This is a genomic window from Promicromonospora aerolata (assembly GCF_042682255.1).
GTDB classification, from domain to species: Bacteria; Actinomycetota; Actinomycetes; order Actinomycetales; family Cellulomonadaceae; genus Promicromonospora; species Promicromonospora aerolata.
Genome location: NZ_JBHUHF010000001.1, coordinates 4,445,158 through 4,464,119, shown reverse-complemented (window position 1 = coordinate 4,464,119; position 18,962 = coordinate 4,445,158). Strand labels below are relative to the sequence as shown.

The window sequence follows — 18,962 nt, the reverse complement described above, 5'->3', positions numbered from 1 at the left end:
TCGTCGTCCGCTCAGGCGGTCGTCACCCGAAGCGGCCCGAGACGTAGTCCTCGGTGGCTTTCTCGGCGGGCGACGAGAAGATCGTCGCGGTGTCGTTCATCTCGATCAGGCGACCCGGCTTGCCGGTGCCCGCGATGTTGAAGAACGCCGTGCGGTCGCTCACGCGCGCAGCCTGCTGCATGTTGTGCGTGACGATGACGATCGTGTAGTCCTTCTTGAGCTCCTGGATGAGGTCCTCGATCGCCAGGGTCGAGATGGGGTCCAGGGCCGAGCACGGCTCGTCCATGAGGACCACCTGCGGCTTCACCGCGATGGCGCGCGCGATGCAGAGACGCTGCTGCTGACCGCCCGACAGGCCGGAGCCCGGCCGGTCCAGGCGGTCCTTGACCTCGTTCCAGAGATTCGCACCGCGCAGGGACGACTCGACCAGCTCGTCGGCCTCGGCCTTGGAGATCTTGCGGTTGTTCAGCTTGACGCCCGCCAGCACGTTGTCCTTGATCGACATCGTGGGGAACGGGTTGGGGCGCTGGAACACCATGCCGATGTTGCGGCGTACCGCCACCGGGTCGACGTCGTCGCCGTACAGGTCGACGCCCTCGAGCTCGACCTTGCCCTCCACGTACGCGCCGGGGATCACTTCGTGCATGCGGTTGAGGGTGCGGAGGAAGGTCGACTTGCCGCAGCCCGACGGACCGATGAAGGCCGTCACGGACTTGGGGTCGACGGTCATGGTGACGCCCTCGACAGCACGAAAGTCGCCGTAGTAGATGTTGACGTCCTTGACGTCGATGCGCTGGGCCATCGTGAAGTTCCTTCGGGCTGTGGCTTCGGGTGAGCTGAGGTGTGTGGGTCAGCGAGTCTTCGGCGCGAACCAGCGGTTCACGAGGCGACCGGCGATGTTGAGCAGCATCACGATCGCGATCAGCGTCAGGGCGGCGCCCCACGCGTTCTGCAGAGCGATGTCCGGAACGCAGTTCACCTGATCCGGCTGGCACGTCGCGGGCCCCTGGCTGTACTGCCGGTAGATGAACACCGGCAGCGTCATCATGCGTCCCTCGGTCGGGTCGAAGTTGATCGAGTCCGTCACACCGACCGCGACGAGCAGCGGCGCCGTCTCGCCGATGACGCGTGCGACGGCCAGCAGCACGCTGGTGGTCAGCCCCGCCACGGACGTACGCAGCACGATGCGGACGATCGTGAGCCACTTGGGCACGCCGAGCGCGTACGACGCCTCACGGAGCTCGTTGGGCACGAGCTTCAGCATCTCCTCGCAGGACCGCACCACCACGGGGATCATCAGCACCGACAGGGCGACGGCACCGATGAGGCCGAACCGGGCGCCTGGCCCGAAGAAGATCGTGAACAGCGAGACCGCGAACAGACCGGCGACGATCGACGGGATACCCGTCATGACGTCCACGAAGAACGTCACCGCACGGGCCAGCGGGCCGCGCCCGTACTCGACCAGATAGATGGCGACGAGGATACCGATCGGCACGGAGATCAGCGTGGCGCAGCCCGTGATGATCAACGTGCCCATGACGGCGTGGTAGATGCCGCCGCTCGTGTCACCGCCGAAGATGCCGCGCATCGAGTAGGAGAGGAACTCGAGGCTGATGCGGCCCGCACCGTTGAACAGCACGGTCCAGAGCAGGGACACCAGGGGGATCATCGCCAGCACGAAGGCGAACCAGATGAGCCCCGCCATGATGCGGTCGGTGCGCCGGCGGCGCGGTTCGGCGGTGGTCAGGAGCGCACGGGTGCTCTCCGTCGAGTCCTTGGTCGTCGTGTCGGTGCTCATCAGTTGGCCCCCGAGAAATCCTTGCGGCGGGCGACGATGGCCCGTGCGGCCATGTTCACCGCCAGCGTGATGACGAACAGCGCGAGGCCGGTGGCGATCAGCGCGTTGACGGCCAGGCCGCTCGCCTCCGGGAAGTCCAGGGCGATGTAGGCGGCGATGGTCTGCTGCTGCGCAGCCTGGAAGATCTTGAACGAGTACAGGAAGCCGGGCGACAGGATCATCAGCACGGCCATGGTCTCGCCGAGCGCGCGACCGAGGCCCAGCATCGCGGCGGAGATGACGCCGGACTGGCCGAAGGGCAGGACCGCCGTGCGGACCATCTCCCAGCGGGTGGCGCCGAGCGCGAGCGCCGCCTCCTCGTGGAGCTTGGGGGTCTGCAGGAAGACCTCACGCGAGACCGCCGTGATGATCGGCAGGATCATCACGGCCAGCACCACGGCGACGGTCGCCATCGTGCGCGCCGTCGGCGACACGTCACCGGCGAACAGCGGGAACCAGCCGAACCAGTCGTTGAGCCACGTCCAGACGGGCGCCGCGACCGGCGCCAGGACGGTGAACCCCCAGAGTCCGTAGACCACCGAGGGGATCGCCGCGAGCAGGTCGACCAGGTACCCGAGGGCTTGGGCGAGCCGACGCGGCGCGTAGTGCGAGATGAACAGCGCCACGCCCATCGCGATCGGCGTGGCGATGAGCAGGGCCAGCACGGCGGCGAGCAACGTGCCGAAGACGAGCGGCCCGACGTACGCGATGAACGACGTGTCGTCGGGGTACCTCGGGACTGCTTCCGCCAGCGCGTCCGAGCCTGCCGTCATGGCGGGCCATGCCCGCACGATCAGGAACAGGGCGACCGCAGCCAGTGTCGCGAGGATCAGGGCGCCGGCCCCTGTCGCGATCCAGCGGAAGGTCCGGCTGAAGCCCCGCTCGGTGTCGCCGCTCGACCGTCGGCGCCGGACCGGCGCCACAGGAGCGGGCGGGCTGTCAGTGGTGGTCACAGATGTTCCTCGGCTCGTCGTGTCTGTGTGAGGTCAAGCCTGGCACAACCGTGCCGGTGGTCGGGGCCACGAGCGTCCGTTGCGCTCGCGCGGCCCGACCACCGGCCGGGTGTCGTGCCAGTTCTAGCTCCCAGCTGGGTCAGCCGGCCGTGATCGACTCGACCGCAGGCAGGAAGTCCTCGCGGAGCTTCGTCGAGAGCGGCGCGGAGCCTGCCGAGTCGGCGGCCGTGGTCTGGCCCTCGTCGCTCAGGATGTAGGTGTAGAAGCCCTTGACCAGGTCGGCCGTCGCCTGGTCCTCGTACGTGCCGCAGGCCAGGTGGTACGAGACCAGGACGATCGGGTAGGTACCCGCGATGTCACGCTTGAGGTCGTAGGCGAAGACGTTGTCGCTGGTGCCCTCGATACGGTCCGAGCCCTCGACCACGGCTGCGGCTGCCTCGGGGCTGTACTCGACGAAATCGCCGCCCACGCCCACGGCCACCGTGCCCAGGTCGGCGATCGCCGACGCGTCCGCGTAGGTGATGGTGCCCTCGCCGGCCTGCGCGGCGCTGACCACGCCGGAGGTGCCCTGCGCGGACTCCTGGCCCTTGATGGGCCAGATGCCCTCGGCCTCCCAGGTCCAGACGTCCGGGACCACCGTGTGCAGGTACTCCTGGAAGTTCTCGGTCGTACCGGAGTCGTCCGAACGGTGCACGACCGTGATGTCCGTGCTGGGCAGCTCGGCGTCCGGGTTGTCGTCGGCGATCGCCTCGTCGTCCCAGGCGGTGATCTCGCCGGCGAAGATGTTGGCGATGGTCTCCGGGGACATGTTCAGGGTGTCGACGCCCTCGAGGTTGAAGGCGACCGCCACGGGGGAGATGTAGGCGGGGTACTGGATGACGCCGCCCTCACCGCACTGGGCCTCGGCGTCGGCCATCTCGTCGTCGTCCAGCGCGGCGTCCGAGCCTGCGAACGGGTAGGCACCGGAGATGAAGCTCTCGCGGCCACCGCCGGAGCCGACGGGGTCGTAGTTCACGGTGACGTCCGGGTTCTGGCTCTGGAACCCGGCACGCCAGGCCTCCATCGCGTTCTCCTGCGAGGACGCGCCACCGCCGTTGAGCTCGCCGGACAGGTCACCCGTCTCGTCGGACGTACCGGTGGTCTCACCCGTCGACGGGTCGGACCCGCAGGCTGCGAGGCTCAGCGCGAGCGCGCCCACCATGACAGCGGAGCCAACGCGGGGGAATCGGCTGATCTTCACGTGTCGTTCCATCCTGTTCAAGTCGTACGCGCGGCGATCGCCAGCGCGTCAGTCGGGACGCTAGGCAGGTGGAGTGACCTGCTCACCAGGTATAGGTAAACGGAAGGTGAACAAGGCCGGGTAGAGCGGGTGATCCGCACCACCTTCCACCATGGCACGCCCTGGCTTTCTCCACCCGTCAGGCCGCCCCTCCGGGCTGGTCCTGTGCCTGATCGACCGGCTGGTCGACCGACTGGTCGTCCGGGCGGTCCTGGGTCAGGTAGATGGCCTTGGCAGCGTCGGCGATCCAGTCCTGGAGGTCGCTCGAGATCGTGGCGCTACCCGCGGCGGCCGCGGCACGCTCCTGCCCCTCGGTGGACGCGACGTACTCGACGAACTCCTTGACGAACCTGCCCTCCGCCTTGTCCTCGTACCGCGAACACACGATGAGGTAGGAGACGAGCACCATCGGATAGGCGAAGGGGTTGTCGATCGTGCGGTCGAGCACGAACGCGAGGTCGTGCTCGTAGCGGTTCTCGATCCGCGGCGAGACGTCGACGACGGCGGCCGCGGCCTCGGCGCTGTAGGGCACGTACTCCTCGCCCACCTTGATGGCGACGCGCCCGAGGTCCGCCGTCGCGGAGGCGTCCGCGTAGGTGATGCCGCCGGGCGTCGACCGCACGGTCTCGATCACGCCGCTCGTGCCGTCGGCGGCGAACCCGTCCGGCAAGGGCCACAGCCCGTCCGGACCGTGCGGCCACGAGTCCGGCGCGGTCGCGTGCAGGTAGTCGGTGAAGTTCTCGGTGGTGCCCGAGTCGTCCGACCGGTGCACCGGCGTGATCGCCAGCTTCGGCAGCTTCGTCTCGGGGTTCGCCGCGGCGATCGCCGGGTCGTCCCACGTGGTGATCTTGCCCGTGAAAATCTGCCCGATCATGGCGGAGGACAGGTTCAGCCGGTCGATGCCCTCAAGGTTGAAGGTCACGGCGATCGGGCTGATGTAGACCGGCAGGTCGATGGCGTTGCCACCGTCGCACGCCGGACCGGACGCCGCCATCTCCTCGTCGGTGAGCGCGACGTCGGAGGCGCCGAAGGCCGTGTTGCCCCCGAGAAAGGCCTCCCGGCCACCGCCCGAGCCCACGGAGTCGTACGTGATCGCGGCGTCCGGATGCTGCTCCTGGAAGCCGCTGATCCACGCCTCCATCGCCGCTTCCTGGGACGACGCCCCGGCCCCACGGAACTGTCCGGCGACCAGGGGCTCGGGGTCGGCAGTGGACTCGTCGCCCGCCCCGAGACCCGGCAGCTGGACCGCACCACAGCCCGCGAGCGGGAGTACGAGGGCGCCTGCGGTGGCGGTCGAGATGAGACGGGTGTAAAGGGAGGTGCTCACGGGTCGGGAAACTACTCACGGGTGGGGTCCGGTGAGCAAACACCAGGTGAACGGAAGGTGACCAGACTCGCGGTCACCCGTGAGGTTCGACACGCGGCGGCCGCGCGACCGGTGAGCTCACCCCTCGTCGTCGGCCAGCTTGTAGCCCAGGCCGCGCACCGTGAGGAGGTACTTGGGCGTGCCCGGGTCCGGCTCGATCTTCGAGCGGATGCGCTTCACGTGGACGTCGAGCGTCTTGGTGTCGCCCACGTAGTCGGCGCCCCAGACCCGGTCGATGAGCTGGCCACGGGTCAGCACGCGGCCCGCGTTGCGCATCAGCAGCTCGAGCAGGTCGAACTCCTTGAGCGGCAGCGCGACACCCTCGCCGGACACGGCGACGGTGTGCCGCTCCACGTCCATCCGGACCGGCCCGACCTCGAGCACGCCGTCCTCGTCCTGCTCCGCCGAGTCGTTGGGCTGCCGACGGCGGAGCACGGCGCGCACGCGGGCCAGCAGCTCCCGGTACGAGTACGGCTTCGTCACGTAGTCGTCGGCGCCGAGCTCGAGGCCCACGACCTTGTCGATCTCGGAGTCCTTGGCGGTCAGCATGATGACCGGCACGTCGCCGCGGGCCCGCAGCTCCCGGCACACCTCCGTGCCCGACAGGCCCGGCAGCATCAGGTCGAGCAGCACCAGGTCCGCCCCCTCCGCGTCGTACGCAGCGAGCGCCGAGTTGCCGTCGGCGGCCTCGACCACCTCGAAACCCTCGCGGGTCAGCTGGTACGTCAGCGGGTCCCGGTACGACTCTTCGTCCTCAACCACCAGGATGCGCGTCACGCACCTACCTCCTCGTTCTTCGTGGCCCCATGGCCTGTGGCCTTGTGCTGACCCTGCTTGCCCTGCCGGTCCTGCTGTCCTGCTGCTTCGGGCGGGGTCCCGCCCGGGTCGTCCCGGCCCGGCCCGTCGTGCGGCTCGGTGCCGTCACGGACCACGTCCACCAGCGGTGGCGGTGTGACCCGTCCGGTGCGGGACCCGCCGTCCGGCCGGTCCGCGGACGGGATCCGCAGGGTGAACGTCGAGCCCCGGCCGGGTTCCGACCACATCGTGACGTCGCCACCGTGGTCGGCGGCGACGTGCTTGACGATGCTCAGCCCCAGCCCCGTTCCCCCAGTGTCGCGCGAGCGTGCGGGATCCACCCGGTAGAAACGCTCGAAGACGCGGTCCTGTGCGTCCTCCGCGATCCCGACGCCCTGGTCGACGACGGCGATCTCGACGAGACCGCCGCGCTCGTTCACCCCGACGCCCACGCGGCTGGCGGGCCCGGAGTAGGCGACGGCGTTGTCGACCAGGTTGCGGACCGCGGTGACCAGGAGGTTGTGGTCGCCGTAGACCTCGGTGTCCAGGTCGCCGCCCATCGTGATCGCGATGTTCTTGGACTGTGCGGTGATGCGGGCCCGGTCGACCGCCTCTTCCACGACCTCGCGGATCGGGACGGGGGTCAGCTTCGGCACCGCGCCGGCGCCCTGCAGGCGGGACAGCTCGATGATCTCCTGCACCAGCGCGGACAGCCGGACGGCCTCGCGCTGCATCCGTTCGGTGAACCGGCGGACGGCGACGGGGTCGTCCGCCGCGTCGGCAACGGTCTCCGCGAGAAGTGCCAGGGCGCCCACCGGCGTCTTCAGCTCGTGCGAGACGTTGACCACGAAGTCGCGGCGGATCGCCTCGACGCGGCGCGCCTCTGTACGGTCCTCGGCGAGCACCAGCACCCGTTCGAGGCCGAGCGGCGCGACGCGGACCTGCAACAGCACCGTGCCCTGACCCACCGGACCGCGGGGCAGCTCCAGCTCCTGCTCGCGGATCACCCCGTCGCGCCGCACCAGGGCGACCAGGTCGGTGATGGCCGGATGCACCAGGGCGTCGTTGCGCACCACTCCCAGCGCGTAGGCGGGTGGGGAGGCCCGGATCACGTCGTCCTCGCCGTCGAGCACGACGGCGGCGGAGCGCAGCACCGAGAGCACGCGGACGAGACCCGCGTCGAGCTCGTCGGGTTCGGCCTGGGGCAGGGCGTGCTGCTGCCGCTCGGAGACGCGGAACGCCACGGTGGCGACCACGCCGACGATCACGCCGAGGATTCCGGCGGCCAGCACCGGTACCCCGGAGATGATTCCGTCCACGACTCCAGAGTAGGTCGAGGTTTCAACCGCAGGTCGACGTCGGCAGGCGCTCGGAGGATCGTGTCGCCTACTGTTCATGTCAGGGAGGAAGCGCGTTAACCTCCCGGTACAACGCGACGTCGAACCTTGGCGGGTGCGGGCGGTAGCTGTGCCGTGTGCCGTTCCGGGACTTGTCCGGGGCGGTCGGCCCGGCCGCGCGTCGGCCCTGCCCGCCCGTCGGCGGCGCGACAGCGGACGCGTACCCGTCCGCGCGCCCCGAGTGCGAGAGGAAACCGATGCGACAGATCTTCGAAGCTGAGCTCCAGCAGGTCGGAGAAGACCTGACCGAGATGAGCAGGCTCGTGGAGTCCGCCATCACCCGTGCCGGCACAGCGCTGCTGGAGGCCGACCTCCAGCTGGCCCAGGAGGTGATCGCCTCCGACAAGACCATCGACGCCATCGAGGACTCCCTCGACGCGCGATGCGTGCACCTGCTCGCGCAGCAGGCGCCGGTCGCCACCGACCTGCGGGTCGTCGTGAGCGCCCTGCGCATGAGCTCCTCGCTGGAGCGCATGGGCGATCTCGCCCGGCACGTGGCGCAGGTGGCGCGCGGACGCTACCCGGCGCAGGCGATCGTGCCCGAGGCACGGGACACGTTCGTGAGCATGCACGACGCGGCGGTCCGCGTGGCCCAGCGCACCACCAAGCTGCTCGCCACGCGCGACCTCACGGTGGCCGAGGCGCTCGAGCGGGACGACGACCGGCTCGACGAGCTGCACCAGGAGACGTTCAACAAGCTCCTGGCACCCGAGTGGCAGGGCACGGTCCAGGAGGCGGTGGACGTCACCCTCGTCGCGCGCTACTACGAGCGGTTCGGCGACCACGGCGTGTCGGTCGCCCGCCGCGTGACCTTCCTCGTCACCGGAGACTTCCACGACGAGTAAGCACCGCACGGCCTGCGCCGTCGTCGACCATGCTGTTGCCGCTCCCGGCTCCCGGGGGCGGCAACAGCTGCATGGTGGCGTGGGTGGCAGGATGGAGCCATGACTTACACCCTCGTGCTGCTCCGCCACGGCGAGAGCGAGTGGAACGCGAAGAACCTGTTCACCGGCTGGGTGGACGTAGCCCTCTCCGAGAAGGGCGTGGAGGAGGCCAAGCGCGGTGGCGCGCTCCTCAAGGAGGCCGGTGTGACGCCGGACGTCCTGCACACCTCGCTGCTGCGCCGCGCCATCTCGACGGCGAACCTCGCGCTCGACGTCGCCGACCTGCACTGGATCCCCGTCAAGCGCAGCTGGCGCCTCAACGAGCGCCACTACGGCGCCCTGCAGGGCAAGGACAAGAAGCAGACGCTCGAGGAGTTCGGTGAGGAGCAGTTCATGCTCTGGCGCCGCTCCTACGACGTGCCGCCGCCCGAGATCGAGCTGGGCTCGGAGTTCAGCCAGGACAGCGACCCGCGCTACGCGGACGCCCCGCTGATCCGCACCGAGGCGCTCAAGCTCGTGCTCGACCGTGCCCTGCCGTACTGGGAGAGCGAGATCGTGCCTGACCTCAAGGCGGGCAAGACCGTGCTCGTGGCCGCCCACGGCAACTCCCTGCGCGCCCTGGTGAAGCACCTGGACGGCGTCTCGGACGAGGCCATCGCCGGCCTGAACATCCCGACCGGCATCCCGCTGGTCTACGAGCTCGACGAGGAGACCCTCGCCCCGGTGAACCCGGGCGGCACCTACCTGGACCCGGAGGCCGCGAAGGACGCGATCGCCGCGGTGGCCAACCAGGGCCGCTGACCCCGCTCGTCCCCGTACCGAGGTAGGACCGTGGCGCGGCGGTGCCGCGCCACGGTCCTACCTCGCCCGTTCTACCTCGCCCGTGCTACCTGGTGGCGTGGTGCTTGCGCGCCTGCTCGTAGACGTCCAGGACCTCGTCGGCGGCGCGGTCCCAGCCGAACCTGGTCGCGGAGGTGCGGGCGCCCACGGCCAGCCGCGCGCGGAGCGCGTCGTCGTCCAGGAGGCTCTTGAGGACCAGCGCCCAGCTCTCGGGCTCGTGGTCGGGCACGAGCACCCCCGAGACGCCGTCCTCGACCACGGTGCGCAGACCGCCTACCGCGGCAGCGACGACCGGGGTCCCCGTCGCCTGCGCCTCCGCCGCGACGAGACCGAACGACTCGCTGTGTGACGGCACGGCCACCAGGTCAGCCGCCCGGAAGTAGTCGGCGAGTGCCTGCTGCGGCACCGGCGGGCGTACCTGGACGTGGGCGGCCACCCCTTCCTGGTAGGCGAGCGCCTCGAGCTCGCGGACCGCCGTCGGACGGCCCGACGCGCCGCCCAGCACCACGAGCAGCGGCGGCTGCCCGTCGTCCACCGACCAGATCGGCTCCCCCAGGGCGCGCACCAGGATGTCAGGGCCCTTGAGCAGCTGCACCCGTCCCGCGAACAGCACGATCTGCCGGTCCACCGGCAGCTCCAGCCGTTCCCGCAGCCGTGCGCACTGCTCGGCCCGCTGCCGGCCGGCCTCCACCGGGTCTCCCCCGGCGGTGTCCGGGAACGGGGAGAACACTCCGAGGTCCACGCCTGGCTGCACCACGCGCACCCGGTCGGCGTCGGCCCGGTAGTCGCGTACCAGCTCACCGGCCTCCTGGTCGGTGTTCGCGACCAGGGCGTCCGCCTCGGCGACCACCTGCTCCTCACCGATGATCCGGCCCTGCGGCTCGGGGGCGTCGCCGGGCGCGAGCGCGGCGTTCTTCACCCGCGCCATGGTGTGCATGGTGTGCACGAGCGGGACGTCCCAGCGCTCCGCCGCGATCCAGCCCACCTGACCGGAGAGCCAGTAGTGGGTGTGGAGCACGTCGTACCAGCCCTCGGGGCGGTGCGCCTCGGCGCGCAGCACCCCCGCGGCGAACGCGCAGAGCTGACCCGGCAGGTCGTTCTTGTCCAGCCCTTCGTACGGCCCCGCGGCCACGTGCACCACGCGGATTCCCGGCTCGGCGTCCGTCACCTTGGGCTGGGCCGAGGACGTCGCCCGTGTGTAGATCTCCACCTGCGCGCCGCGCCGGGCGAGCGCCCGGGACAGCTCCAGCACGTACACGTTCATGCCGCCGGCGTCGCCCGTTCCGGGCTGCTCCAGGGGCGACGTGTGCACGGAGACCATCGCGATCCGGAGCGGGCGGGGCGCGTCCGGCTCGACGAGGTCCGGCGGCAGGCTGTCGCGCATCATGCCTCCAGGACGCACGCGGGCACGGGCAGCTCCAGTCGATCCGCGATCTCGCCCTTGCCCGACGTGCGGTCGAGGCGCACCGCGATCAGCTCGTCGCTGTTCTGCGCCGCGACGACCACGACGGCGCCGTCGGCCACGACCGCGTGGTGGCGCGGCCAGGCGCCGGCGCCGAGCTCGATGTCGGAGACGTTCTCGATGGCGAGGTGCCCGACGGCGCCGGCGGACCCGGTCGCGGACTCCGCCTCGCGGACGCGGAGCACGGCCAGCACGTCCGGGCCGCGCACCCCCACGTGCACCAGGTCGCCGGCGACGGTGATGTGCGAGGGGTACCCGGCGGCGCCGTCTGGCATGGTGCGCCGGGTGATCGCCACGGAGCCGACGTGCTCGAGACGGCCGGGGCCCGCGGGCACCAGGACGTGCAGCCGGCAGTCCAGCTCGCCCACGAGCAGGACCGTGCCGTCGGCGAGCTCCACCAGGTGGCGCGGCCCCGTCCCGGGCGGCAGCACGGCGGCGACCTCGCCGCTCGGCGACTCCGGCGCGTCCGCCGTGCCGGCCGGGTCGAGCGGGTAGGTGCGCAGCTCGTCGGTGCCGAGGTCGGACACCAGCACGCGGTCGCCCCAGACGTGCGCGAAGTGGGCGTGCGACCCCTCCTGCCGGTCGAGGACCGGACCGGAGCCCGTGTGCGCGAAGCCGCGGGGCGCGCCGAGGGCGCCGTCCGGGTGCAGCCCGAAGACCGCGGCCGTCCCGTCGCCGTAGTTCGCCACCCAGGCCGAGGTGCCGGTCGCGACCACGTGGCAGGGGCTCGCGCCGCCCGAGGAGACACCCCCCGCGGGGGCGAGCGCGCCGGCGTCGGACACCTGGAAGGAGCTGACGGCACCGGCCTCCGCCTCGGTGACCGCCAGGAGCGTGCGCCGAGCAGGGTCCAGCGCCAGGAAGGACGGCGCCGCGACCGGCGCGACGAGCTCACCGGCCGTGAACCGTCCGGTCGGGTCGACGCCGACGCGCCAGATACCCTCTCCCGCGCCGGGGGCGTTACCCGCCGTCGGATAGGTGCCGATCCAGAGGGCAGCGGTAGCGATGCTCATGCAGCCAGCCTAATGACGTTGCGCCCATGCTCTCGCCGGAATGCACGACGCCCCGGCCGCCCCTTGTCACGGGGGCGCCGGGGCGCAATATGCCGTCGTGCCGGCGACGCGTCAGCCGTTGGCCTTCGCGTAAGCCTCCTGGACCTCTGCCGCAATTCGGCCGCGGTCGCTCACGGTGTAGCCGTTGGCCTTGGCCCATTCGCGGACAGCAGCCGTGTCGCTGCCGGAACGGGACCGACGCGTGGTGGCAGTGCGCGCAACGGGCGACTTCACCTTGCGTGCGTGGCCGACCCACGAAGCGAGCGCATCACGCAGCTGGGCCGCGTGCTCGGCATTGAGGTCGATCTCGTAGGAGACGCCGTCGAGGCCGAAGTTCACGGTCTCTTCAGCGGCACCGCCATCGATGTCATCTTCGAGAACGAGCTGAACCTTCTGAACCATACGGGTACTTCCCTTCCGCGCCACAAATTCCGGGGTTAGTTCGTGAGCATGCCGCACTCAATATTGACATGTCAATAATAGACATGTGACACCGATCACGAAAACTTCACCCTGCGGTGGTGAAGTGCGTGGATTTGATCCGGAAGGTCGGCGGGGATAACCTCGGCCGCGCGGATCAGCGCGAAGGCGAATTCCTCGCGCTTTCCGCTGCCGCCGTCATGCCTTCGCGGTCCATTCGGTCGAGCGCCTCGCGCTCGTGGCGGTCGGCACGAAGGATCTTGCGCATCGAAAACCAGAACAACAGGCCGACGCCCACCGAGGGCGTGAGCCCGGCGAGCACCGCAAGCGTCGTATCCATCACAAGATCCTCACAAACTCGTCTGCACCGATTGAAATCTCAAGCCTGCGGCTTCACCAGCGGGAAAAGGATGGTCTCACGGATCCCTTGGCCGGTGAGTGCCATGAGCAGGCGGTCGATGCCCATGCCCATTCCGCCCGAAGGGGGCATCGCGAATTCCATCGCGGTCAGGAAATCCTCGTCCAGGAGCATGGCCTCGTCGTCGCCGGCCGCGGCCATCCTGGCCTGCGCCTCGAAACGCCGGCGCTGGATCACCGGGTCCACCAGCTCGGAATAGCCGGTGGCCAGCTCGACGCCCCGGACGTACAGGTCCCACTTCTCGACCTGACCCTTTTCCGTACGGTGGTCCCGGGTGAGCGGTGACGTCTCGACCGGAAAGTCCCGCACGAACGTCGGCGCGGTCAGGTGGTCGCCCACCTGGTGCTCCCAGAGGGTCTCGACGAGCTTTCCGTGATTCAGGATCTTCTTGTTGCCGACCTCGACATCGAGCCGCTCGGCGATCTTCTCGAGTTCCTCGACCGACGTCTCGCCGGTGATCTCCTCGCCCAGGCTTTCGGACAGCGAGGCATACATGCGCAGGTTTGCCCATTCGCCGCCGAGCTCGTACTCGGAACCGTCCGGGAGAGTCACGAGCGTGGTACCGAGAACGTCAAGGGCCGCGGTCTGCACCAGGTCCTTGGTGAGAGCGCCGATGGTGTTGTAATCCCCGTACGCCTCGTACGCCTCCAGCATGGCGAACTCCGGCGAGTGCGATGAGTCCGCGCCCTCGTTACGGAAGTTGCGGTTGATCTCGAAGACCTTCTCGACACCGCCCACGACCGCCTTCTTGAGGAAGATCTCCGGCGCGATGCGCAGGAAGAGCTCCAGGTCGTACGCATTCATGTGCGTCGAGAAAGGCCGGGCCGTCGCGCCCGACGCAATGGTCTGCAGCATCGGCGTCTCGACCTCGAGAAAGCTGCGGCGGTGGAAGTTCTCGCGCAGAGAACGCACCACACCCGCGCGCAGGCGCACCATGTCGCGGGCCGCGGGCCGCGCGATGAGGTCCACGTAGCGCTGCCGCACGCGCGCCTCCTCGGACAGGTCCTTGTGCAGCACCGGGAGGGGGCGCAGCGACTTCGCCGCCATCTGCCACTCGTCCGCGAAGATGCTCAGCTCACCCCGGCGGGATGCGCCGACGCGGCCGTGCAGGAACAGGTGGTCGCCCAGGTCGACGTCGGTCTTGAAGGCCGCGAGCGCCTCCTCCCCGAGCACGGCGAGGCTCAGCATGCCCTGGAGGCGGTTGCCCTCGCCGTCCTGCAGCGTGACGAAGCACAGCTTGCCGCCGATGCGGATGAAGACCACGCGGCCGGCGACGCCCACGAGGTCGTCCGTCTCCTGGCCGGCCTCGAGGTGCCCGTACGCGGTGCGGACCTCGGTGATGGCGTGCGTGACCGGCACGGTGACCGGGTAGGCCTCGGTGCCGCGCGCCAGGAGGCGTTCACGCTTCTCACGCCGGATCCGCAGCTGCTCGGGCAGGTCGTCGGTCAGCGGGTTTGCGGCACTCTCGGCAGCCGGGTTCTCGGTCGTCACCCGAGTGATTCTATCGGTGCGGGGAGCTGGGTCAGGCGCGCAGGTCCAGGGCCAGGTCGAGGATCGGCGCACTGTGCGTCAGCGCACCCACCGACAGGAAGTCCACACCGGTGGCCGCGACCTTCCCTGCCGTGGCGAGCGTCAGGTTGCCGGTCGCCTCGAGCTCGACGTGCGCGGGGACGCCGTCGTGTCCCTCCCGTTCGCGGACGGCGGCCACCGCCTCGGCGAGGCGGTCGGGCTCCATGTTGTCGAGGAGCAGGAAGTCCGCGCCCGAGTCCAGTGCCTCCAGGGCCTGGGCCGTGGTGTCGGCCTCGACCTGGACCGGTACGTCCGGGAACATCTCCCGCACGGCGTGGATCGCCGCGGCGACCGAGCCGGCGGCGACCACGTGGTTGTCCTTGACCATGGCGACGTCGTACAGGCCCATGCGCTTGTTCGTGCCCCCGCCGGCGCGCACCGCGTACTTCTGCAGCGCGCGCAGGCCGGGCGTCGTCTTGCGGGTGTCCAGCACCTGCGCGCCGGTGCCCGCGAGCTCGCGGACGAACGCCTGGGTCGCGGTGGCCACGCCCGAGGCGCGGCTCACGAGGTTCAGCAGCGTGCGCTCCGCCACGAGGAGCACCTGGGTGCGGCCCTCCAGCGTGGCCAGCACCTGGCCGGCGGTGACGGCGTCGCCGTCCTGCGCGTGGAAGGTGGCGGCTGCCCGGTCGAGACCCAGTCGGGTCGCCACCTGGTCCAGTACCGCCTCCGTCACCACGAGTCCCGCGAGGACGCCGTCCTCCCGCGCCACGAGCTCGGCGGCACCCGTGCCCGACGGCGGGATGGTCGCCTGCGAGGTCACGTCCCGCCCCGGCGCGGGGCCGAGGTCCTCGTCGAGGGCGACCTCGACGGTGCGGGCCACCCAGCCGGCGTCGAGCCCCGGGGTGACGGTGGAGGGGGTGGCGAAGACGGGGAGAGTGCTCACGGGCTCACCGTATCCGCCGCGCGGGGCGTCGCGGCGCGGTCCACGACGTCCTGGAGCAGGTGCTCCGAGTCCGCGAGGTACCGGTTCAGGTCGGACGCCGCGCCCTCGGCGTCGCCCGCCAGGAACCGGCGCAGCAGGGCCGCGTTCCGGTCCACGAAGCCGTCGAAGAAGTCGCCGTCGTCGCCCAGCAGACCGAACGACAGGCGGAGCTCCGCGGAGAGGTTCGCGTGCACGCGGTCGAGGCGTGGGCTGCCGGCGAGCGCCACGATCCCCGAGTGGAACCGCATGTTCGCGGCGGCGATGTCGCGCCAGTCGCCGCCGAGCCGGGCGGCGAGGGCCGCGTCGACGGCGTCGCGCATGGCGCGGGCCCCAGGATGCTGGGGGTCGCCCGCCGCGAGGACGGGCACCTCGATGAGCCGCCGTAGCCGGTAGATGTCGACGACGTCGGTGAGCGTGGGTCTCGCCACGGCGACGCCGGCGTTGTGCCGCCGGACCAGGAGCCCCTCGTGGACGAGGATCCGGAAGGCTTCCCGCAACGTGTTGCGGGACACGTCGAGCGACTCGCTCACCGACTGCTCCGAGAGCCGCTGCCCCGGTGCCAGACGGCCGGTGACGATGAGCTCGCGGATGGCGTCTGCGCTGCGCTCGGCGCGGTCCGGCTTCACCGCCTCAGTCTACGGACCCCGACGGATCGTCGAGTGCTGGGTATTTGCGCGTCAGAGAGCGGAGAACCCGCAAATACCCAGCACTCGGCGAAGGCTGGTCAGTCGATCGTGTCCAGGACCGCGTGGACGAGGTTGCGGGACTGGGCGGCGATCGAGGTCCGCCACGCGTCGAACGTCGGGTCGCTCACCGCGAAGTCGGTCTCGAAGCGCTGCATGTCCGGGGTGTGGATGTGCCCGGCGGGGATGTCGAGACCCGCACGGTCACGCAGCAGGGTGTTGCGGTAGGCGCTCTCGTTCGAGAGGTAGTTGCCGCCGCCGCCGCTGTACGAACAGGAGCTCTCGGCGGGCGGGACCGGCGGTGTGGCCGGCGGGTAGGTGACCGACGGCGGGCTGTTGAACCGCTCCAGCTCCGGTGACGTGCAGTCCGGGAACTGCGTGTAGCTGGTGTTCCACACCACGCCGAAGGCCACCGACTCGTCGGGCCAGGTGTCCCCCGGCGGGCGCGGCACGTCGGCACCGGTGTTCGCGGCGATCATCTCCGCGATCGGCAGGCTCGCCGTGGTCCACTGCGGCGGGTCCGTGAGCCCGTCCCCGCCGCCCCAGCGGTCGACGACCTGGATGTTGCACGCCGGGTTGTCGACGGCGAGCTGCGGCACGCCGCCCACCGCCCGGCACGGCGCACCGTTGTCGTTGCCCGGGTACGTGCCGTGGTAGCGCGCGTTCCACTGCTCCAGGTTGAACTGGGACCCGCCGGCCTGGCTGACGGTGAGGGACGCGTCGACCTGGCGGGGCCCGGGCTCCATGAACGGACCGACGGTGTCCTCGAGGTAGCCCCGCTCGAACTCCGGGTAGCTCACGGGCAGGGTGTACGCCTCCACGTGCGCGACCTTGCCGTCGTCCGTGCGGTAGGTGCTGCCGTCCAGCAGGAGCGCCGTGGCACCCGACGGGTTGCCGTGCCGGATGTTGTTGCCGACGGTGCCGGGCGCCGGGCCGGTGACGCCGCCGTCGAGCGTGTAGACGTCGAACCCGCTCACGATCACGCGGAGGACGTCGTCGCCGGGCGGCAGGTCGATGTCGAACATGCCACGCGCCGCCTTGTCGAACGTCTCGACCAGCTCGGCGCGCTCCGCCTCGGTGAGGCCGCCGTCCGGTGCCCACTGACGCAGCACCGACATCGCCTCGACGCGGGTCCAGTACAGCGGTCGGTCGTCGCTGGCGGGCAGGTCGCCGCGGACGGCGCCGGCGGACTGGGCCCTGCGGACGGCGGCGTCCCACAGGGCCTCGCCCTTCCGCTCGGCCAGCGCCATGGCGCCGTCGAACGACCGGGTGCGGCACAGCGACGCCGTGAAGGCGTCCGTGTACCGGCCGAACCCGCCGCCCTCGATGACCGTCCGGGCGTAGGTCCGGTCGGCCGGGACGGTCGGATCGGCGGCGTCGGGCAGGTGGGCGGCCAGGCGGCTCTCCTCGACCGACAGCGGGACGCTCGGGTCGAGGCAGTCGGTGCCCCGGTCGGACGTGGCGTGCGCGGCCCCAGGAGCCCCGAGCGCGGCGGAGGCGCAGAGTGCGAGGGCGACGGCGCCTGCTCGCATCCTGGTTGCGGTACGTGGTGTCGACATGTGGTCTGTTCCCCTCGGTAGTGGGTCGTCACGACCGTATTCGTTCGTTGAACAATTCGACAGGGCCCGGTAAGTAAACATCTCGTGTCCCCGACCGGACTGCAGGGCCTGAGCCGTGTCATGATCGACAAAGTTCCGCAATGCGACGGAAACATTCGGCGAGGACCATCCTGACTGTTGAACAATCCGGCTCACCCAACAACCAGGAGGACGCCATGTCCGACCCGAGCCAAGACACCTCGGCCCCGCAGGCACCGTCGCCACCGGGTACCCGCTCCGCCGGCATCAAACGGTTCGCGACCGCACGCAGCCGGTCCCTGCTCGGCGCGCTCTTCCTCATGGCGACGTCCGCCATCGGGCCCGGCTTCATCACGCAGACCGCCACGTTCACGCAGCAGCTCGGCGCCGCGTTCGCGTTCGGCATCCTGGTCTCGGTCCTCATCGACCTCGCGGTACAGATGAACGTCTGGCGCATGATCACGCTGACCGGCAAGCGCGCGAGCGTGCTGGCCAACGACGCCCTGCCGGGCAGCGGCTATGTGCTCGCCGTGCTGATCGTGCTCGGCGGGCTCGTCTTCAACATCGGCAACACCGCGGGCGCGGGCCTCGGCATGAACGCGCTCTTCGGCATCGACCCCCGGCTGGGCGGGGCCATCAGCGCGGCGATCGCCATCGCGATCTTCCTCGCCAAGCGCGCCGGGGTCCTCGTCGACCGCGTGGTGATCGTCGCCGGACTGGTGATGATCGTGCTCACCGTGACCGTCATGATCCTGTCCGACCCGCCCGTCGGGGACGCGCTCCGGCAGACGGTGCTGCCGGACACCGTCAGCTTCGCCACGATCACCACCATCGTCGGTGGCACCGTCGGCGGCTACATCACGTACGCGGGCGCCCACAAGCTGCTCGATTCCGGCACAGCGGGCCCGGAGCACATCGCCGAGGTGAACCGTGCGGCGGTCAGCGGCATCATCGTCACCGGCATCATGCGGTACGTCCTGTTCCTCGCGATCCTTGGCGTCGTCGCCTCCGGCGTGGTCCTGGACGTGACGGGCAACCCCGCCGGTGACGCGTTCGGCGCTGCGGCCGGCGAGACGGGTCTGCGCCTCTTCGGTGCGGTGTTCTGGATCGCGGCCATCACGAGCGTCATCGGCGCCGCGTACACCTCTGTCTCGTTCCTGCCGGTGTTCTCCGCGCGGATCACCGGCCGCGTCGCCGACCGGTGGACGGTGGGCTTCATCGTCGTCTCCCTGGCGGCATACCTGTCGATCGGCACGCCGCCGGCCACCCTGCTCGTGTTCGTGGGTGGCCTCAACGGCCTGATCTTGCCGATCGGCCTGACCTTGTTCATGTACATCGGCTGGTTCCGCGGCTCGCTCCTCGGCACCGCGCGGTACCCGCGGTGGCTCCTGGTGGTCGGCACCCTGGCCACCGTGGTCACCTGGTACATGGCGGTCAACGCGGTGGGCCCGATCTTCGACCTGCTGTCCGTCTGATCCCGGGCCTCCGGCCCGGTACATGAAAGGAAA

General features: G+C 70.4%; 18 protein-coding genes. 3 read left to right on the top strand and 15 right to left on the bottom strand.

Annotated elements, in window-relative coordinates:
* Nucleotides 1-22 precede the first annotated feature (22 nt).
* The 7 genes from pstB to ACFSL2_RS19945 all read right to left on the bottom strand — a co-directional run bounded on the left by pstB (nucleotide 23) and on the right by ACFSL2_RS19945 (nucleotide 7,552).
* On the bottom strand, nucleotides 23-802 hold the full coding sequence (gene pstB, locus ACFSL2_RS19975) for a phosphate ABC transporter ATP-binding protein PstB (protein WP_377199510.1): 780 nt from the start codon (nucleotides 800-802) through the stop codon (nucleotides 23-25).
* Nucleotides 803-850: 48 nt separating this feature from the next.
* Nucleotides 851-1,801 carry a phosphate ABC transporter permease PstA gene (gene pstA / locus ACFSL2_RS19970; RefSeq protein ID WP_377199509.1) on the bottom strand — a complete coding sequence of 317 codons (951 nt, stop codon included), beginning with the start codon at nucleotides 1,799-1,801 and terminating at the stop codon, nucleotides 851-853.
* Nucleotides 1,801-2,793, bottom strand: coding sequence for a phosphate ABC transporter permease subunit PstC (gene pstC / locus ACFSL2_RS19965; RefSeq protein WP_377199508.1), 993 nt, complete (start codon nucleotides 2,791-2,793; stop codon nucleotides 1,801-1,803). The genes pstA and pstC overlap by 1 nt, the downstream gene beginning before the upstream one ends.
* Before the next feature lie 139 nt (nucleotides 2,794-2,932).
* On the bottom strand, nucleotides 2,933-4,033 hold the full coding sequence (locus tag ACFSL2_RS19960; protein WP_377199507.1) for a phosphate ABC transporter substrate-binding protein PstS: 1,101 nt from the start codon (nucleotides 4,031-4,033) through the stop codon (nucleotides 2,933-2,935).
* A gap of 178 nt (nucleotides 4,034-4,211) precedes the next feature.
* Complete coding sequence (gene pstS, locus ACFSL2_RS19955; protein WP_377199506.1) at nucleotides 4,212-5,399, bottom strand: phosphate ABC transporter substrate-binding protein PstS; 1,188 nt, start codon at nucleotides 5,397-5,399, stop codon at nucleotides 4,212-4,214.
* Between the two features lie 117 nt (nucleotides 5,400-5,516).
* Nucleotides 5,517-6,215, bottom strand: coding sequence for a response regulator (locus ACFSL2_RS19950; RefSeq protein ID WP_377199505.1), 699 nt, complete (start codon nucleotides 6,213-6,215; stop codon nucleotides 5,517-5,519).
* Nucleotides 6,212-7,552: a sensor histidine kinase gene (locus tag ACFSL2_RS19945; RefSeq protein ID WP_377199504.1), complete on the bottom strand. Its 1,341-nt coding sequence runs from the start codon at nucleotides 7,550-7,552 to the stop codon at nucleotides 6,212-6,214. The genes ACFSL2_RS19950 and ACFSL2_RS19945 overlap by 4 nt, the downstream gene beginning before the upstream one ends.
* A 275-nt stretch (nucleotides 7,553-7,827) precedes the next feature.
* Here ACFSL2_RS19945 and phoU point away from each other — a divergent pair, with 275 nt between their 5' ends.
* A complete protein-coding gene (phoU, locus tag ACFSL2_RS19940) occupies nucleotides 7,828-8,475 on the top strand; it encodes a phosphate signaling complex protein PhoU (protein WP_377199503.1) in 648 nt (215 codons plus the stop codon).
* A gap of 99 nt (nucleotides 8,476-8,574) precedes the next feature.
* Nucleotides 8,575-9,315: a phosphoglyceromutase gene (locus ACFSL2_RS19935; RefSeq protein ID WP_377199502.1), complete on the top strand. Its 741-nt coding sequence runs from the start codon at nucleotides 8,575-8,577 to the stop codon at nucleotides 9,313-9,315.
* A gap of 85 nt (nucleotides 9,316-9,400) precedes the next feature.
* On the opposite strand, the gene mshA is transcribed toward ACFSL2_RS19935, so the two are convergent.
* The 8 genes from mshA to ACFSL2_RS19895 all read right to left on the bottom strand — a co-directional run bounded on the left by mshA (nucleotide 9,401) and on the right by ACFSL2_RS19895 (nucleotide 17,409).
* Complete coding sequence (gene mshA, locus ACFSL2_RS19930; protein ID WP_377200861.1) at nucleotides 9,401-10,738, bottom strand: D-inositol-3-phosphate glycosyltransferase; 1,338 nt, start codon at nucleotides 10,736-10,738, stop codon at nucleotides 9,401-9,403.
* Complete coding sequence (locus ACFSL2_RS19925; protein ID WP_377199501.1) at nucleotides 10,738-11,826, bottom strand: lactonase family protein; 1,089 nt, start codon at nucleotides 11,824-11,826, stop codon at nucleotides 10,738-10,740. The genes mshA and ACFSL2_RS19925 overlap by 1 nt, the downstream gene beginning before the upstream one ends.
* A 111-nt stretch (nucleotides 11,827-11,937) precedes the next feature.
* A complete protein-coding gene (locus tag ACFSL2_RS19920; RefSeq protein ID WP_377199500.1) occupies nucleotides 11,938-12,267 on the bottom strand; it encodes a histone-like nucleoid-structuring protein Lsr2 in 330 nt (109 codons plus the stop codon).
* 175 nt (nucleotides 12,268-12,442) lie between these two features.
* The gene (locus ACFSL2_RS19915; RefSeq protein ID WP_377199499.1) at nucleotides 12,443-12,625 is read right to left on the bottom strand and encodes a hypothetical protein; all 183 of its coding nucleotides are present in this window, start codon (nucleotides 12,623-12,625) and stop codon (nucleotides 12,443-12,445) included.
* A gap of 39 nt (nucleotides 12,626-12,664) precedes the next feature.
* Nucleotides 12,665-14,194 (bottom strand): lysine--tRNA ligase, encoded by a 1,530-nt coding sequence (gene lysS / locus ACFSL2_RS19910; RefSeq protein WP_377199498.1) that lies wholly within the window; start codon nucleotides 14,192-14,194, stop codon nucleotides 12,665-12,667.
* A gap of 31 nt (nucleotides 14,195-14,225) precedes the next feature.
* Complete coding sequence (gene nadC / locus ACFSL2_RS19905; RefSeq protein ID WP_377199497.1) at nucleotides 14,226-15,155, bottom strand: carboxylating nicotinate-nucleotide diphosphorylase; 930 nt, start codon at nucleotides 15,153-15,155, stop codon at nucleotides 14,226-14,228.
* Complete coding sequence (locus tag ACFSL2_RS19900; protein ID WP_377199496.1) at nucleotides 15,152-15,820, bottom strand: GntR family transcriptional regulator; 669 nt, start codon at nucleotides 15,818-15,820, stop codon at nucleotides 15,152-15,154. Before ACFSL2_RS19900 ends, nadC begins: the two co-directional genes overlap by 4 nt.
* A 98-nt stretch (nucleotides 15,821-15,918) precedes the next feature.
* Entirely contained in the window at nucleotides 15,919-17,409 is a 1,491-nt protein-coding gene (locus tag ACFSL2_RS19895; RefSeq protein WP_377199495.1) for a hypothetical protein, read from the bottom strand.
* 242 nt (nucleotides 17,410-17,651) lie between these two features.
* Between ACFSL2_RS19895 and ACFSL2_RS19890 the strand changes: the two genes are divergently transcribed.
* Nucleotides 17,652-18,929 (top strand): NRAMP family divalent metal transporter, encoded by a 1,278-nt coding sequence (locus ACFSL2_RS19890; RefSeq protein ID WP_377199494.1) that lies wholly within the window; start codon nucleotides 17,652-17,654, stop codon nucleotides 18,927-18,929.
* Nucleotides 18,930-18,962 lie beyond the last annotated feature (33 nt).

Excerpts from the sequence above, each read along its gene's own strand:
- ACFSL2_RS19895 (WP_377199495.1), bottom strand. The coding sequence starts at position 17,409 with ATGCGAGCAGGCGCCGTCGCCCTCGCACTCTGCGCCTCCGCCGCGCTC.
- mshA (WP_377200861.1), bottom strand. The coding sequence starts at position 10,738 with ATGCGCGACAGCCTGCCGCCGGACCTCGTCGAGCCGGACGCGCCCCGC.
- pstB (WP_377199510.1), bottom strand. The coding sequence starts at position 802 with ATGGCCCAGCGCATCGACGTCAAGGACGTCAACATCTACTACGGCGAC.
- ACFSL2_RS19915 (WP_377199499.1), bottom strand. The coding sequence starts at position 12,625 with ATGGATACGACGCTTGCGGTGCTCGCCGGGCTCACGCCCTCGGTGGGC.
- ACFSL2_RS19925 (WP_377199501.1), bottom strand. The coding sequence starts at position 11,826 with ATGAGCATCGCTACCGCTGCCCTCTGGATCGGCACCTATCCGACGGCG.
- pstA (WP_377199509.1), bottom strand. The coding sequence starts at position 1,801 with ATGAGCACCGACACGACGACCAAGGACTCGACGGAGAGCACCCGTGCG.
- ACFSL2_RS19935 (WP_377199502.1), top strand. The coding sequence starts at position 8,575 with ATGACTTACACCCTCGTGCTGCTCCGCCACGGCGAGAGCGAGTGGAAC.
- phoU (WP_377199503.1), top strand. The coding sequence starts at position 7,828 with ATGCGACAGATCTTCGAAGCTGAGCTCCAGCAGGTCGGAGAAGACCTG.
- ACFSL2_RS19890 (WP_377199494.1), top strand. The coding sequence starts at position 17,652 with ATGTCCGACCCGAGCCAAGACACCTCGGCCCCGCAGGCACCGTCGCCA.
- ACFSL2_RS19920 (WP_377199500.1), bottom strand. The coding sequence starts at position 12,267 with ATGGTTCAGAAGGTTCAGCTCGTTCTCGAAGATGACATCGATGGCGGT.